Raw genomic sequence first — 13,301 nt, 5'->3', positions numbered from 1 at the left:
AAAACGCAATGACCAAAAATTACAAAACGGTCACAGCCTGACCCTATGTGTCGCAAAAGTTGTTGGGTTACACTCGGACCCAACGAAAACACTCTTCCTACGAATTACCTGTAAAGATCCTGCGAGGTTTGCCATGGCTGACTACAAAGCGCCCCTGCGCGATATGCGCTTCGTCCTCAATGAAGTATTCGAGGTCGCCAAGCTCTGGGCCGAGTTGCCTGCACTGGCCGATACCGTCGACGCAGAAACCGTTGAAGCCATTCTTGAAGAGGCCGGCAAGGTCACCAGCAAAAGCATCGCGCCCCTGAGCCGTGCGGCTGACGAAGAAGGTTGCCATTGGACGGACGGTGCTGTCACCACGCCGGCAGGTTTCCCACAGGCTTATCAGACTTACGCTGAAGGCGGTTGGGTCGGTGTCGGTGGCGATCCGACCTACGGCGGCATGGGCATGCCCAAGGCGGTTTCGGCCCAGGTCGAAGAAATGGTCAACTCCGCGAGCCTGTCGTTCGGCTTGTACCCGATGTTGACCGCCGGTGCTTGCCTGTCGATCAACGCCCACGCCAGCGACGAACTGAAAGCCGCTTACCTGCCGAACATGTACGCCGGCGTCTGGGCCGGTTCCATGTGCCTGACCGAGCCGCACGCCGGTACAGACCTGGGCATCATCCGCACCAAGGCTGAGCCTCAGGCGGACGGTTCCTACAAAGTCAGCGGCACCAAGATTTTTATCACCGGCGGCGAACACGACCTGACCGAGAACATCATTCACCTGGTACTCGCCAAACTGCCGGATGCACCGGCGGGGCCGAAAGGCATTTCGCTGTTCCTGGTGCCGAAGTTCATGGTCAATGCCGATGGCAGCCTGGGTGCACGTAACCCGGCGACCTGCGGTTCGATCGAACACAAGATGGGCATTCAGGCCTCCGCGACTTGCGTGATGAACTTCGACGAAGCCGTGGGTTACCTGGTCGGCGAGCCGAACAAAGGCCTGGCGGCGATGTTCACCATGATGAACTACGAGCGTCTGGGCGTCGGTATCCAGGGCCTGGCCTCTGGCGAGCGCTCTTACCAGAACGCCGTTGAATACGCCCGCGACCGCCTGCAAAGCCGTTCGCCGACCGGCGCGCAGAACAAGGACAAAGTGGCCGACCCGATCATCGTCCACCCGGACGTGCGTCGCATGCTGCTGACCATGAAAGCCTCGAACGAAGGCGGCCGTGCCTTCTCGACTTACGTGGCCATGCAACTGGACACCGCCAAGTTCAGTGAAGACGCGACCACCCGCAAACGCGCGGAAGACCTGGTGGCGCTGCTGACCCCGGTAGCCAAGGCGTTCCTGACTGACCTCGGTCTGGAAACCACCGTTCACGGCCAGCAGGTTTTCGGCGGCCACGGTTACATCCGTGAGTGGGGCCAGGAACAACTGGTTCGCGATGTGCGCATCACTCAGATCTACGAAGGCACCAACGGCATCCAGGCGCTGGACCTTGTCGGGCGCAAGATCGTTGGCAGCGGCGGGGCGTTCTACAACCTGTTCGCCGACGAGATTCGTCACTTCACCGCGACGGCCAGCGCTGAGCTGGACGAGTTCACCAAGCCGCTGAACGATGCCGTGACCACCCTCGACGAACTGACTGCGTGGTTGCTGGATCGGGCGAAAAACAACCCGAATGAAATCGGTGCGGCTTCGGTCGAATACCTGCAAACTTTCGGTTACGTGGCTTACGCCTACATGTGGGCACTGATGGCCAAGGCCGCCTTCGGCAAAGAAGCGCAGGACGATTTCTACGCAAGCAAATTGGGCACGGCGCGGTTCTATTTCGCACGCCTGCTGCCGCGTATTCACTCGTTGAGTGCGTCGGTGAAGGCCGGTAGCGAGTCGCTGTTCCTGCTGGACGCGGCGCAGTTCTGACAATGTAACGTCATGTAAGCATTCTCTTACATGACGTGCTGCTTTTCTCCCATAGATGCAAATTGGATCCACGGCTAATCTACTTCACATGGACGTCGCGCAGGAAGCGCAAAGCAACAACACGGACACGTAGGATTCTGCCAGGACGGCGGAGTGAAATGGATGTCAGGGAAACAGTCTGCAAAGCCCCGCTTCGGCGGGGTTTTCTTTTGCCCGCAGAAAAGTAGTCAGCTCATCCCGTCCAGGGTTGTCGGGACTTCATTCGGGCCATTCATCACTTCTTCAAGCAAGGTCCGCAACAACGCCAATGACGCTTGTTGCCGTTGCACATCGCGACACACCAACCCGACTTTCAATGGCACCCGTGGCTCGGTCAGCGGCTTCCAGAGCAGTTCGTCATTGCCCAGCATCTTCTGCGAGCGGCCGGGCAGGACAGTCGCCAACCGGGTGTGCGGCAGGCTGTCGAGAATCCCCGCCATGTTGTTCAGTTCGGCCTGCACTTGCGGGCGTCGTCCCAGGCTGGCCAGTTGCGTCTGCCAGATCTGTCGCACCTGAAACTCTTCACCCAGCAGCAACATCGGCAACTCGGCGGCCTGACTCATGGAGACTTTCTTGAATTCGCGCAGCGGATGATCCGCCGGGATGACCAGTGTCAGTTCATCTTCGTACAGCATCACGCCGTGTAGCCCCGGCTGACGGGGCGGCAGGTAACTGATGCCGATGTCCAGCGAACCGTTGAGCAGCCGTCGTTCGATTTCCAGTCCCGTCAGTTCATAGATCTGCACCACCAGGTGCGGCTGCGCCTTGCGCACGCGTTCGAGCATCTGCGGCACCAGGCTGGTGTGGACGGTTTGCAGCACGCCAATGGCCAGGGTGCGCAGCGCTTGTCCCTTGAAGTTGCCCAATGCTTCACGCGCCCGTTGCAGGCCATCGAGCAAGGGCAGGGCGTGGTTGTACAGCGTGTGCGCGGCCAGGGTCGGCAGCAAGCGTTTACTGCTGCGCTCGAACAGGCTCACATCGAGGTGTTGTTCGAGCTGGCGAATCTGTTGGGAGAGTGCCGGTTGGGAGATTGAAAGCCGCTCGGCGGCCCGGCCCACATGGCCCTCTTCGTAGACCGCGACGAAATAACGCAGTTGTTTAAAATCCATAAGTTTTACTTATTGAAAATGCTGGGAAATCGAAATGGCTCAAGGTCCTGCCTGAGCCTAGTCTAACCGCATTCACAGGGCTTACAGGGCCATAGAACGCGATGACTACCGTTTACGCCGAAGGTGTTTACATAGGTAAGGCAAAACACTTCACACGAGGTGTTTTCGGATGAATTTGTTCAATTTACGACGCAACGCTCCCAGTCTTGATGACCTGAGCGCGGACACTTTCCTGTCGTACAGAAGTGACAATCTTTCCAGTGAGTGCCTGATGCCCAGTGTCGAGCGGCCGAAACAGATTTTTGTGCGCGGTCAGGGCTCCTGGTTGTGGGACAGCGAAGACCGCGCCTATCTGGATTTTTCCCAGGGGGGCGGGGCCAATAGCCTCGGACATAGCCCTTCGGTACTGGTCAACGCGATCACGGCGCAAGCTCAATCGCTGATCAACCCCGGTTTCGGCCTGCACAATCGCGGCATGCTCAACCTCGCCGAGCGGCTCTGCATCAGCACTGGCAGTGACCAGGCGTACCTGCTCAACAGTGGCAGTGAAGCCTGTGAAGCGGCGATCAAACTGGCGCGCAAGTGGGGCCAGCAACATCGCAGCGGTGCGTCGCGGATCATCGTGGCCAACAACGGTTGCCATGGCCGTAGTCTCGGGACGATTCCGGCGTCGGACAGTTCCAGGCTGACCAACCGCTTCGAACCGCAACTTCCAGGCTTCAGCCACGTACCGTTCAATGATCTGGCCGCTCTGCACGCCGCCGTTGATGCCCGGACCGTGGCAATCATGCTTGAGCCGATCCAGAACGAAGCCGGGGTCATTCCCGCCACCGAGGATTACCTCAAGGGTGTCGAACGCCTGTGCCGTGAGCTTGGCATCCTGTTGATCTTCGACGAAGTGCAAACCGGTCTTGGTCGACTCGGCACCTTACTCGCGGAACAGTCCTACGGTGTGCGAGCCGATATCGTCGTCCTCGGCAAAGGCCTGGGCGGTGGTGTGCCCTTGGCGGCGCTGCTGGCGCGAGGCAAAGCCTGCTGCTTTGACGTCGGCGAGCTGACGGGCACTCACCATGGCAACGCGCTGATGACCGCTGCTGGCCTGGCTGTGCTCGATAGTGTGCAGGACAAGGGCTTTCTCGAGCATGTCAGGGAAACCGGCCAGCACTTGGGCGAAGGCCTGGCACGTCTGGCTCATCGCTATGGGCACGGCGAACTGCGTGGTCAGGGAGTGCTCTGGGGCCTGACCCTGTCCGACGATTCGGCTGACGCCGTAGTCAAAGCAGCGCTGTACGAAGGCTTGCTGCTCGACGCCCCGCAAGCCGATTGCCTGCGATTCACCCCAGCGCTCACGGTCAGTAAATCCAACATCGACGAAATGCTCCTGCGCCTGGCCCGCGCGTTTTCCCGCGTGCGCACCGCACAACTGCAATGCCGCAAAGGGATTGCCGTCTGATCAGAACCGCCCTACACGAATTCCCGAACCGTCTCGCGGTATAACGCATCGCCCCACGTTTGATTCTTTTGACGTGGGGCGTTTTTTTGTCTCTGCGTTTTGCCAAGCGCACTTCGTCGCTTGAACGGGAGCTAAATCGGTGGCTTTTTAGAAAAGCCGGCAGGGAGTGCCGGTGCCAGTGAAGGATTCCTGGTTTTGATTTCTATACCACTCAGTGGTATGTTTTTTTGGAAGGGATGCCGATTTCACCGAGGTGGAAAGTGGCGAAGACCTACGAGGGGCTGACAGAGTTGCAAGTCCAGTACCTACTGGATACGAGGGAGTTTGTGGAGATATCTCATGAGTAAGAAATACAAAAGCGACGTGTTTGAGTCGATTCACGAATCCGCCAGTGCCTTGTACGCCATCGGCGCAATCAGCAAGGCAACCATGCGCGAGTTCGATGAATCCTGTCTCGCGACGGTGCCGGACGCGATTCCTGCAGAGCAGATCAAAGCGCTGCGTGAGCGCAACAACGTCAGCCAACCGGTGTTTGCGCGTTATCTGAACACCAGCGCGTCGACGGTCAAACAGTGGGAAGCAGGAGACAAACACCCCAGTGGCATGGCACTGAAGTTGTTGAGCATCGTACAGAAACACGGTCTGGAGATACTGGCCTGAGGAACAGCACTGAACCCTGACGAGCGGTGTTGGTCGATTAGCAGTAAGGCTCACACGAGCCCACTTCAATTCAGGAGCTGCCCCATGGATTTCATTCGCATCCTCATCGCCATTCTGTTGCCGCCACTGGGCGTGTTTCTGCAAGTCGGTTTCGCTGGTGCGTTTTGGCTGAATATTCTGCTGACGTTGTGCGGTTATATTCCGGGGATCGTGCATGCGGTGTACATCATCGCCAAGCGCTAAGGTTCGCATCGCAAGATAGATCGCATTCGCTGGCAAGCCAGCTCCCACAGAGTTTGTGCACGCTGAAGATCCTGTAGGAGCGTGGCTTGCCCGCGAAGGGCGCGACACGGTTTCAGCTTTCGAGCGCCATCACCCGTCGATAAAACAACCACTCCTGCTCTAGCGCATGGGCCTGATTGCCGGCCTTGCGGAAGCCGTGACGTTCGTCCGCGTAATAATGCGCTTCTACCAGAATGCCGTTTTGCTGCAGCGCCTCGGCCATGTCGCGGGTCTGTTGCGGCACGACCACAGCGTCCAGTTCGCCCTGAAAGAAAATCACCGGCACGCTGATGTTGCTCGCATGCAGCAGGGGTGTGCGTGCGGCGTAGCGCTCGGCGTCCAGCTCGGGATCGCCAATCAGCCAATCCAGGTAATCGCCTTCGAACTTGTGGGTTGCGCGGCCCAGGGCAACGGGATCGCTGACGCCGTAAAGGCTGGCACCAGCGCGAAAGACCTTCTTGAACGCCAACGCACACAGCGTGGTGTAGCCGCCGGCACTGCCACCGCGAATAAACGCCTGGTCGCCATCGATCAATCCGCGCTCGGCGAGATGGGCGACTACTGCGCAGGCATCTTCCACATCCACTTCACCCCAACTCAAATGCAGCGCCTGGCGATAGGCCCGGCCGTAGCCGCTGCTGCCACGGTAGTTGAGGTCGGCCACGGCGAAGCCGCGTTGTGCCCAGTACTGGATGCGCGGATCAAGCATCGGGTAGCACGCTGATGTCGGGCCGCCGTGGATGAATACCACCAGCGGCGGTTTCGCTTCGCCGGTCATCGCAGGGTAGAAGAAACCATGAGCCTCGCCCGAACCGCTCGGGTAGCGCAGGGTTTGTGCGATGCTGATCTGATCGGCGGGCAGCGGCGCGATTCCACCGGCCAATACCCTGACGGCTCGGGTCTTGCGGTCGATGGCGATCACGGCTGATGAACTGACCGGCGAAGCGGCGATGCAGTAGATGAATTGTTCATCCAGTGCGAGATGTCGGAATCGGCTGTAGTCCCCGGTGAAATCTTCTGTAGCGTCACCGCCAATGCCCAGTCGGCCGAATCCGCCTTCGGTCCAACTGGCCAGATAGCTGTTTTCACCCAAGGGCAGCCAAGTGCAACCACCCAACTGCCAGGGCGCGGGTCCATGATCCGCCGCAGCGCTGGGCAACGGGCGCAACGCATCGGAAGACTCCGCCCACGGCTGCCAGTAACCGCCGCGATCCGTCAGGCAAAGCAGTCGGCCACGGTCATCGAATCGCGGTTGTTGCAACGACTCCTGAATATCTTCACCCGCCAGGCAACACGCTTGAGCATAACGGCCATCGCTCTGGCGCTCGGCAACCATCAGGCGGGTCGCGGTCCATGGCTGGTCCGGACGGCTCCATTCGATCCAGGCCAACCGTCGAGCATCGGGGCTCAGTGTCGGCGCGGCATAAAAGTCAGCACCCTCGGCCAACAGATGCCGCGTGCTGTCCGCCAGATCGATGGCCACCAGTCGATGCCGATCCCGATGTTCTTCAACGGCCAACACTTGCCCATTGGCAAATTGCAGATCGCCGTAGCGGCATTCACCGGACGTCAGCGCTTCGGGCGTTTCGCCTTTGAGCGATTGGCGATACAGCTGCTGATCCGCCTCGTTGACGAAAACTACCCCGTCATCTGTCAGACAGAATGCTCCGCCGCCATATTCGTACACCCGACTGCGCACGCTGAAACCCATTGGCGTCAGGCAATGCGCCTGGCCATCACGCCAATGCCAGATTCGACAAGCGGCGTCCTCGGGACGGTACTCGTTCCAGAACAGGCCATGCTGGCCAACCTGCAGTTCGGCAAAGTCGATACCGGCAGCGACCGCTTTGGCGGCGCTGAAGGGTTCAGCTTTTTGCGATGAGTCGTGAGTTTCGTTCATTGCGAAAGGCCAGTTGTTCGATGGTCTGGGTCGCGTGCTCGGCTTCTTCGCGGGCCTTGAGAATCACGCCGTGATGTTCCGACTTGCTGCACACCGGGTCGGCGTTGCTGGCGTCACCGGTGAGCATAAAGGCCTGGCAGCGGCAGCCACCGAAGTCCTTTTCTTTCTCGTCGCACGAGCGGCAGGGCTCGGGCATCCAGTCGTAACCGCGAAAGCGGTTGAAGCCAAACGAGTCGTACCAGATGTGCTGCATGCTGTGGTCGCGCACGTTAGGAAACTGCACCGGCATCTGTCGGGCACCGTGACACGGCAGCGCGGTTCCGTCCGGGGTTACTGTCAGAAAAATACTGCCCCAACCGTTCATGCAGGCTTTCGGGCGTTCTTCGTAATAGTCCGGCGTGACGAAAATCAGCTTGCACGGATGCCCTTCGGCTTCCAGTTTGGCGCGGTATTCGTTGGTGATGCGTTCGGCCCGGACCAGTTGTTCCTTGGTCGGCAACAGACCGACCCGATTGAGCTGCGCCCAGCCGTAGAACTGGCACGTGGCGAGTTCGACGAAGTCCGCCTCAAGGGCGATGCACAGCTCGATGATCCGGTCGATCTTGTCGATGTTGTGCCGATGGGTGACGAAGTTCAGCACCATCGGATAACCGTGTGCTTTCACTGCGCGAGCCATTTCCAGCTTCTGCGCGAAGGCCTTTTTCGAGCCGGCCAGCAAGTTGTTCACCTGCTCGTCGCTGGCCTGGAAGCTGATCTGGATATGGTCCAGGCCGGCCTTCTTGAAGTCGCTGATTTTCTGCTCGGTGAGGCCGATGCCAGAGGTGATCAGGTTGGTGTAGAAACCCAACTTGCGCGCCTCGGCAATCAGTTCGGCGAGGTCCTGGCGCACCAGCGGTTCACCGCCAGAAAAGCCCAGCTGCGCCGCGCCCATCTCCCGTGCTTCGCGGAACACCTTGATCCACTGTTCGGTGCTCAGCTCTTTGCCTTGCTCGGCGAAATCCAGTGGATTGGAGCAGTATGGGCATTGCAGCGGGCAGCGGTAGGTCAGCTCGGCAAGCAGCCACAGCGGCAGGCCGATTTCCGGTTTGGGCGGTAACTTGTCCGACACGGAATCAGGCAAGTTCGATCCAGTGCTGAGCACGGGCGACCTCCATGAATTGCTCGATGTCATCACCGAGCTCCGGCACGCCAGGGAACTGCGCGTCGAGTTCGGCGATGATCGCCGCGACGTCACGTTCGCCGTCGATCAAACCGCCGATCAGCGCGGCGCTTTCATTCAGTTTGATCATGCCTTCCGGGTACAGCAGCACATGGCCTTTCTGCGCCGGTTCGTACTGGAACCGGTAGCCTGGACGCCAGGTCGGGGTCTTGCTGCGATCAAAACTCATAAGCTGATTCCTTTGTGCCAGACCCGTTGCTCGGTCACGCTGTGATACGGCGGGCGTTTCAGTTCGTAGGCCATGCTCATGGCATCGAGCATGCTCCAAAGAATGTCCAGTTTGAACTGGAGAATTTCCAGCATGCGCTCCTGGCCTTCACGCGTCGTGTAGTGCTGCAGGGTGATCGCCAGACCGTGTTCCACATCGCGGCGCGCCTGGCCCAGGCGGGTGCGGAAATATTCGTAACCGGTCGGGTCGATCCACGGGTAATGCTGCGGCCAGCTGTCGAGACGCGACTGGTGGATCTGCGGCGCGAACAGCTCGGTCAATGAGCTGCTGGCGGCTTCCTGCCAACTGGCCCGGCGGGCGAAGTTGACGTAGGCGTCCACGGCGAAACGCACGCCGGGCAACACCAGTTCCTGCGAGCGCAGTTGGTCCGGGTCGAGGCCGACGGCCTGTCCCAGACGCAGCCACGCTTCGATGCCGCCGTCTTCGCCGGGGGCGCCGTCATGGTCGAGCAGGCGTTGAATCCACTCGCGACGGATTTCCCGGTCCGGGCAATTGGCCAGAATCGCAGCGTCCTTCAGGGGGATGTTCACCTGATAGTAGAAGCGGTTGGCGACCCAGCCCTGGATTTGCTCGCGGGTCGCCCGGCCTTCGTACATCGCCACGTGATAGGGGTGATGGATGTGGTAATAGGCGCCCTTGGCGCGCAGGGCGGTTTCGAATTCGGCGGGGGACAGGGGGGTGTCAGTCATTTCGGTCTCCGGGGAATAACCGGTGGATTCTGTTGTGTCTGTTCGGACGCCTTCGCGGGCAAGCCTCGCTCCTACAGGGATAGCGCTGCCTCTGTAGGAGCGAGGCTTGCCCGCGAAGAGGCCATCCGCTACAACACAATACTCATGCCGTCATACGCCACTTCAACGTCCCGCCGAGCCAGCTCGGCGCGCTCCGGCGAATCCTCATCAAGGATCGGGTTGGTGTTGTTGATGTGGATAAGCACCTTGCGCTGCTTGGGCAACTGTTCCAGCACTTCCAGCATACCGCCGGGGCCGTTCTGCGCCAGATGGCCCATTTCCCGGCCGGTGCGGGTGCCGACACCACGGCGCTGCATTTCGTCGTCGTCCCACATCGTGCCGTCCACCAGCAGGCAGTCGCTGCCGGCCATGATCTCCAGCAGCGGCGCGTCGACCTTGCCCAGGCCCGGCGCGTAGAACAGCTTGCCGCCGGTGTTCAGGTCTTCAATGATCAACCCGATGTTGTCGCCCGGATGCGGGTCGAAACGGTGCGGCGAATACGGTGGCGCGGCACTGCGCAGTGGCAGCGGAGTGAAACGCAGACTCGGGCAGGTCGGGATGGTGAAGCTGCAGTCGAGTTCGATGCGGTTCCAGTTCAGCCCGCCGTTCCAGTGGGTCAGCATGGTAAACAGCGGGAAACCGGTGCTCAGGTCTTCATGGACCATGTCGGTGCACCAGACGTTGTGCGGGCAACCCTCGCGCAGGCTGAGCAGGCCGGTGGTGTGGTCGATCTGGCTGTCCATCAGGATGATCGCGCTGATACCGGTATCGCGCAGGGCGCGGCCCGGTTGCATCGGGGCAAAATTCTGGAGCTGGGCGCGGATGTCCGGCGAGGCGTTGCACAGCACCCAGTTCACGCCGTCATCGGAAATCGCGATGGACGACTGGGTCCGCGCCTTGGCGTTCAGGCTCCCGTCGCGAAAACCTGCGCAGTTCACGCAGTTGCAGTTCCACTGGGGGAAACCGCCGCCGGCGGCGGAACCTAGAATCTGGACAAACATGGGTGCTCCATCATTTCAACGCTGAAAATAAAAACGCCTCGGCAAACCGAGGCGCTGAACGGCAGGACAAGCTTAGCGGCTTGCGAAGTACATGGTGACTTCAAAGCCGATACGCAGGTCGGTGTAAGCAGGTTTGGACCAGGACATGGGAGCGCTCCTTCAGGTGATGGGACGGTTGAGATCTATACATATAGTCCACCTCCAGCCGGAGATGTTCAGATAGTTAGGTGGCTATGTTACTCAAAATTACAGAGCGATTGGCCTGCAATCTCGGAAAAAGCTAATTGCACCAGCGGTAATGATCATTTTGTCACTTGCCAAGGCGCCTCCGGTTGCGAACTGCTGGCCAGACCGCGCCAGCCGCCCTCGGCGTTGATCAGGCGTTGTGCGGCGGCGCGCAGGGCAGAACGATCGATGTCCAGAATGGCTTGGGGAAGCTGCGCCAGATAATCCGACGAGTGGCCGGCCAGCTTGCCCTGCCAGAGCAGTTCGGCGGCCTGGGCGACGGGCAACGCAGCGATCTGGAATTGATCGGCCAAGGCCTGACGCTGGGCAACGAAGGTCGCCTCGTCGATGCCGTCGATCATTGCGGGCACGTCGTTCAGAAAGTCTTCAATGTGTTGCAGCAGGTTCAGAGGGGCGACGCTCGGTGATTGCACGCCGAACAGAACACCCGTCTGCCCATGGACCTGACGCAGCGCACTGAACACCGCATAACCCAGTTGCAACTCAACGCGCAGACGCTGGTAGAACGGTGTCTGACAAATGTGCGCGAGCAAGCGCCACGCAGCTTCGTCAGAGATTTCCTGCGTGGCTGTCGGACAGAACAGCAACAGCGCGTGTTCGCTGGAACCGGTGTCGAGGGCGGTCCACAGACGCTGCCCGTTGATCGAGGACGGCGACGACGAATGAGTGTCCGCAATGCCGGGCACGCGACTCAGGGCGAACCCCATCGCTGCTTGAGTCTGTGCCGACAACCCGTTTGCCAAACCTTCCCAGCGCGCCGTCGACCACAGCTGCTGCCAGTCATCAGCGACTGAGCTTTGCTCAAGGCAATGATCAGGCAGCGCTTTCAGCAGTTGTTTAATCGGTATCAACGCGGCGCTTTTTGGTTCTTCCTGTGAGAAACCGGCGTCAGGGTTTGTCAGCTCTTTCAGCGCATGTTCGAGGACGGTCGGCATCGACTCTTGCAGCCCCGTCATTTTCAGCAACCATTCATTTCCTGAAGCGCTGAAGGAAAAGTCGACGCCTGCCTGACGGGCATCCTCGCGCAGCGGCTGCAGGCGGTTTTCCAGACCCAGCTGATGGCGGGGTTGAGGTCTGGACTCTAATCGCCAGCGCAGATAAATCGCGCCTTCAGCGGTGTTATCGGGCAGGGCCTGGCTGAATTGCATCGGCGAGTTTTCGCGACGGCTGCGCGAGCGGTCCTGCGCGAATGTCCGCAGGCCACGGTGTTTGCTGGTCTGGCCGCGAATCAGGCCGGCATTTGAGGGTGGTGCCTCGGTGCGCAAGAACGGATTCGGTGTCGGCAGTTGCCATTCACCGCTGAAGTTATCCACAGCGCCGATTTTCTTCAGGATGTCCTTGAGCGCTACAACGCCTTGCTCGGATAACCCGGTTTCAAGCTGTTCGCTGTCGAGTCGGGCCAGCTGCATAGCACTGCTGACTTGTTGCTGGCGCTGAAGCACGGCAGCGTACTCCTCACGCAGAAGGGTCCAATCTTGTTGAGCAGCAAAAAAGCCCAGCCAATCCAGGAGCTTCTCGCTCAGGATGCTCGCCGATGCGGTCGTTGTGAATTCAACGTGCAGCACGGCTTGTCCGGCAAATTGATACAGCGGCTTGGCATTCAGATGCTCAGCCAAACCACATTCGCGCAATACAGTCAGCAGCCCGCCGGGTTTCGCGGCGTTCAACCAATGGCACAGAAACGCCAATGCTTCGGTCGACGCATTGGGCAGTGCTTCGAAGGTAAACAGTAGATCCAGCCGACGCTCGCCAGCCTGTTGATAACTTGCGACTGAAGATTCCATCAGCGGCGCAGGAGCCTGTTGTGGGAGGTTTTCTCCCAGGGAAATCACCGCGCCGAACGTCAGCGCCATTTGCTTCAACTCTTCGATACTTTGCGGGCCGGCCAGGCTCAGCGTCATCTGTCCGGTCTGATAAAACCGCTGATGGAAATCCTGCAGCGCTTGCTGAAACTCCGGTTGCTGTACGGGCAGGCTGTCGCGGTTACCGGCATGAAAACCGCGCAACGGATGAGTCGGCGAAAGCCCATCGAAGAGCGCCAACTGTTGTTGCGCCGTAGGATCCTGCGACCAGGCGACAAACTCCGCGTGCAGCACTTCCCGTTCCCGCAACTGATCGTCCAGATTCATACGCGGATGAGCGAGCATGTCTGACAGACGCTGCAATCCTCCATTGAAGACTTGAGGCGGTAGTTCGAAAAAGAAGTCGGTGGTGCGCTCGCTGGTCCGTGCATTCACCTGCCCGCCATGACCTTGTACGTAGGCCATCAGCCCTTGTTCCGCAGGAAAACGCTCGGTACCGAGAAACAACAGGTGCTCAAGAAAATGCGCCAGGCCTGGCCATGCCAATGGCACGTCATGACTGCCCGCGGCGACCCGCAACGCGGCCGCACAACGCTTCAGATTCGGGGCATGACGCAGCGTCACCCGCAGGCCGTTGGCCAGGGTTTCAGTGTGAGGGCGAGGGGGATTCAGCGCAGGCATGAGCACTTCCAGAACAGGGAAGCGCTAATGCTAGCGGATT

The 13,301-nt window shown here is 59.8% G+C and carries 12 protein-coding genes; 4 read left to right on the top strand and 8 right to left on the bottom strand.

Annotated elements, in window-relative coordinates:
• Positions 1 to 133 precede the first annotated feature (133 nt).
• Positions 134 to 1,912, top strand: a complete 1,779-nt coding sequence (locus tag KGA97_RS01385; RefSeq protein ID WP_223480088.1) for an acyl-CoA dehydrogenase C-terminal domain-containing protein — start codon at positions 134 to 136, stop codon at positions 1,910 to 1,912.
• A 227-nt stretch (positions 1,913 to 2,139) separates the two neighbouring features.
• On the opposite strand, the gene KGA97_RS01380 is transcribed toward KGA97_RS01385, so the two are convergent.
• On the bottom strand, positions 2,140 to 3,060 hold the full coding sequence (locus tag KGA97_RS01380) for a LysR family transcriptional regulator (RefSeq protein ID WP_008024202.1): 921 nt from the start codon (positions 3,058 to 3,060) through the stop codon (positions 2,140 to 2,142).
• 169 nt (positions 3,061 to 3,229) lie between these two features.
• On the opposite strand from KGA97_RS01380, the gene KGA97_RS01375 reads away from it, so the two are divergent.
• From KGA97_RS01375 to KGA97_RS01365, 3 genes are all read left to right on the top strand, one after another.
• Positions 3,230 to 4,513 (top strand): aspartate aminotransferase family protein, encoded by a 1,284-nt coding sequence (locus tag KGA97_RS01375; RefSeq protein WP_223480087.1) that lies wholly within the window; start codon positions 3,230 to 3,232, stop codon positions 4,511 to 4,513.
• 339 nt (positions 4,514 to 4,852) lie between these two features.
• A complete protein-coding gene (locus tag KGA97_RS01370; protein ID WP_207284820.1) occupies positions 4,853 to 5,173 on the top strand; it encodes a helix-turn-helix domain-containing protein in 321 nt (106 codons plus the stop codon).
• An 84-nt stretch (positions 5,174 to 5,257) separates the two neighbouring features.
• Positions 5,258 to 5,416, top strand: a complete 159-nt coding sequence (locus KGA97_RS01365) for a YqaE/Pmp3 family membrane protein (protein ID WP_207284819.1) — start codon at positions 5,258 to 5,260, stop codon at positions 5,414 to 5,416.
• Between the two features lie 112 nt (positions 5,417 to 5,528).
• On the opposite strand, the gene KGA97_RS01360 is transcribed toward KGA97_RS01365, so the two are convergent.
• From KGA97_RS01360 to pqqF, 7 genes are all read right to left on the bottom strand, one after another.
• Entirely contained in the window at positions 5,529 to 7,355 is a 1,827-nt protein-coding gene (locus KGA97_RS01360) for a S9 family peptidase (RefSeq protein ID WP_223480086.1), read from the bottom strand.
• Entirely contained in the window at positions 7,321 to 8,496 is a 1,176-nt protein-coding gene (gene pqqE, locus KGA97_RS01355; protein ID WP_008024195.1) for a pyrroloquinoline quinone biosynthesis protein PqqE, read from the bottom strand. Before pqqE ends, KGA97_RS01360 begins: the two co-directional genes overlap by 35 nt.
• Positions 8,468 to 8,743 carry a pyrroloquinoline quinone biosynthesis peptide chaperone PqqD gene (gene pqqD / locus KGA97_RS01350; protein ID WP_008024193.1) on the bottom strand — a complete coding sequence of 92 codons (276 nt, stop codon included), beginning with the start codon at positions 8,741 to 8,743 and terminating at the stop codon, positions 8,468 to 8,470. The genes pqqE and pqqD overlap by 29 nt, the downstream gene beginning before the upstream one ends.
• On the bottom strand, positions 8,740 to 9,492 hold the full coding sequence (pqqC, locus tag KGA97_RS01345; RefSeq protein WP_223480085.1) for a pyrroloquinoline-quinone synthase PqqC: 753 nt from the start codon (positions 9,490 to 9,492) through the stop codon (positions 8,740 to 8,742). The genes pqqD and pqqC overlap by 4 nt, the downstream gene beginning before the upstream one ends.
• Positions 9,493 to 9,620: 128 nt before the next feature.
• The gene (gene pqqB, locus KGA97_RS01340) at positions 9,621 to 10,532 is read right to left on the bottom strand and encodes a pyrroloquinoline quinone biosynthesis protein PqqB (protein WP_192227626.1); all 912 of its coding nucleotides are present in this window, start codon (positions 10,530 to 10,532) and stop codon (positions 9,621 to 9,623) included.
• Positions 10,533 to 10,604: 72 nt separating this feature from the next.
• A complete protein-coding gene (gene pqqA / locus KGA97_RS01335; RefSeq protein ID WP_009045898.1) occupies positions 10,605 to 10,679 on the bottom strand; it encodes a pyrroloquinoline quinone precursor peptide PqqA in 75 nt (24 codons plus the stop codon).
• 155 nt (positions 10,680 to 10,834) lie between these two features.
• Positions 10,835 to 13,261, bottom strand: a complete 2,427-nt coding sequence (gene pqqF, locus KGA97_RS01330) for a pyrroloquinoline quinone biosynthesis protein PqqF (RefSeq protein WP_223480084.1) — start codon at positions 13,259 to 13,261, stop codon at positions 10,835 to 10,837.
• Positions 13,262 to 13,301 lie beyond the last annotated feature (40 nt).

It is taken from the genome of Pseudomonas sp. BF-B-15 (assembly GCF_019946675.1).
In the GTDB taxonomy this organism is placed as follows: Bacteria; Pseudomonadota; Gammaproteobacteria; order Pseudomonadales; family Pseudomonadaceae; genus Aquipseudomonas; species Aquipseudomonas migulae.
This window is presented reverse-complemented; position numbering and strand designations above follow the sequence as displayed.

Excerpts from the sequence above, each read along its gene's own strand:
- KGA97_RS01385 (WP_223480088.1), top strand. The coding sequence starts at position 134 with ATGGCTGACTACAAAGCGCCCCTGCGCGATATGCGCTTCGTCCTCAAT.
- KGA97_RS01380 (WP_008024202.1), bottom strand. The coding sequence starts at position 3,060 with ATGGATTTTAAACAACTGCGTTATTTCGTCGCGGTCTACGAAGAGGGC.
- KGA97_RS01365 (WP_207284819.1), top strand. The coding sequence starts at position 5,258 with ATGGATTTCATTCGCATCCTCATCGCCATTCTGTTGCCGCCACTGGGC.
- pqqB (WP_192227626.1), bottom strand. The coding sequence starts at position 10,532 with ATGTTTGTCCAGATTCTAGGTTCCGCCGCCGGCGGCGGTTTCCCCCAG.
- KGA97_RS01370 (WP_207284820.1), top strand. The coding sequence starts at position 4,853 with ATGAGTAAGAAATACAAAAGCGACGTGTTTGAGTCGATTCACGAATCC.
- pqqD (WP_008024193.1), bottom strand. The coding sequence starts at position 8,743 with ATGAGTTTTGATCGCAGCAAGACCCCGACCTGGCGTCCAGGCTACCGG.
- pqqC (WP_223480085.1), bottom strand. The coding sequence starts at position 9,492 with ATGACTGACACCCCCCTGTCCCCCGCCGAATTCGAAACCGCCCTGCGC.
- KGA97_RS01375 (WP_223480087.1), top strand. The coding sequence starts at position 3,230 with ATGAATTTGTTCAATTTACGACGCAACGCTCCCAGTCTTGATGACCTG.
- pqqF (WP_223480084.1), bottom strand. The coding sequence starts at position 13,261 with ATGCCTGCGCTGAATCCCCCTCGCCCTCACACTGAAACCCTGGCCAAC.
- KGA97_RS01360 (WP_223480086.1), bottom strand. The coding sequence starts at position 7,355 with ATGAACGAAACTCACGACTCATCGCAAAAAGCTGAACCCTTCAGCGCC.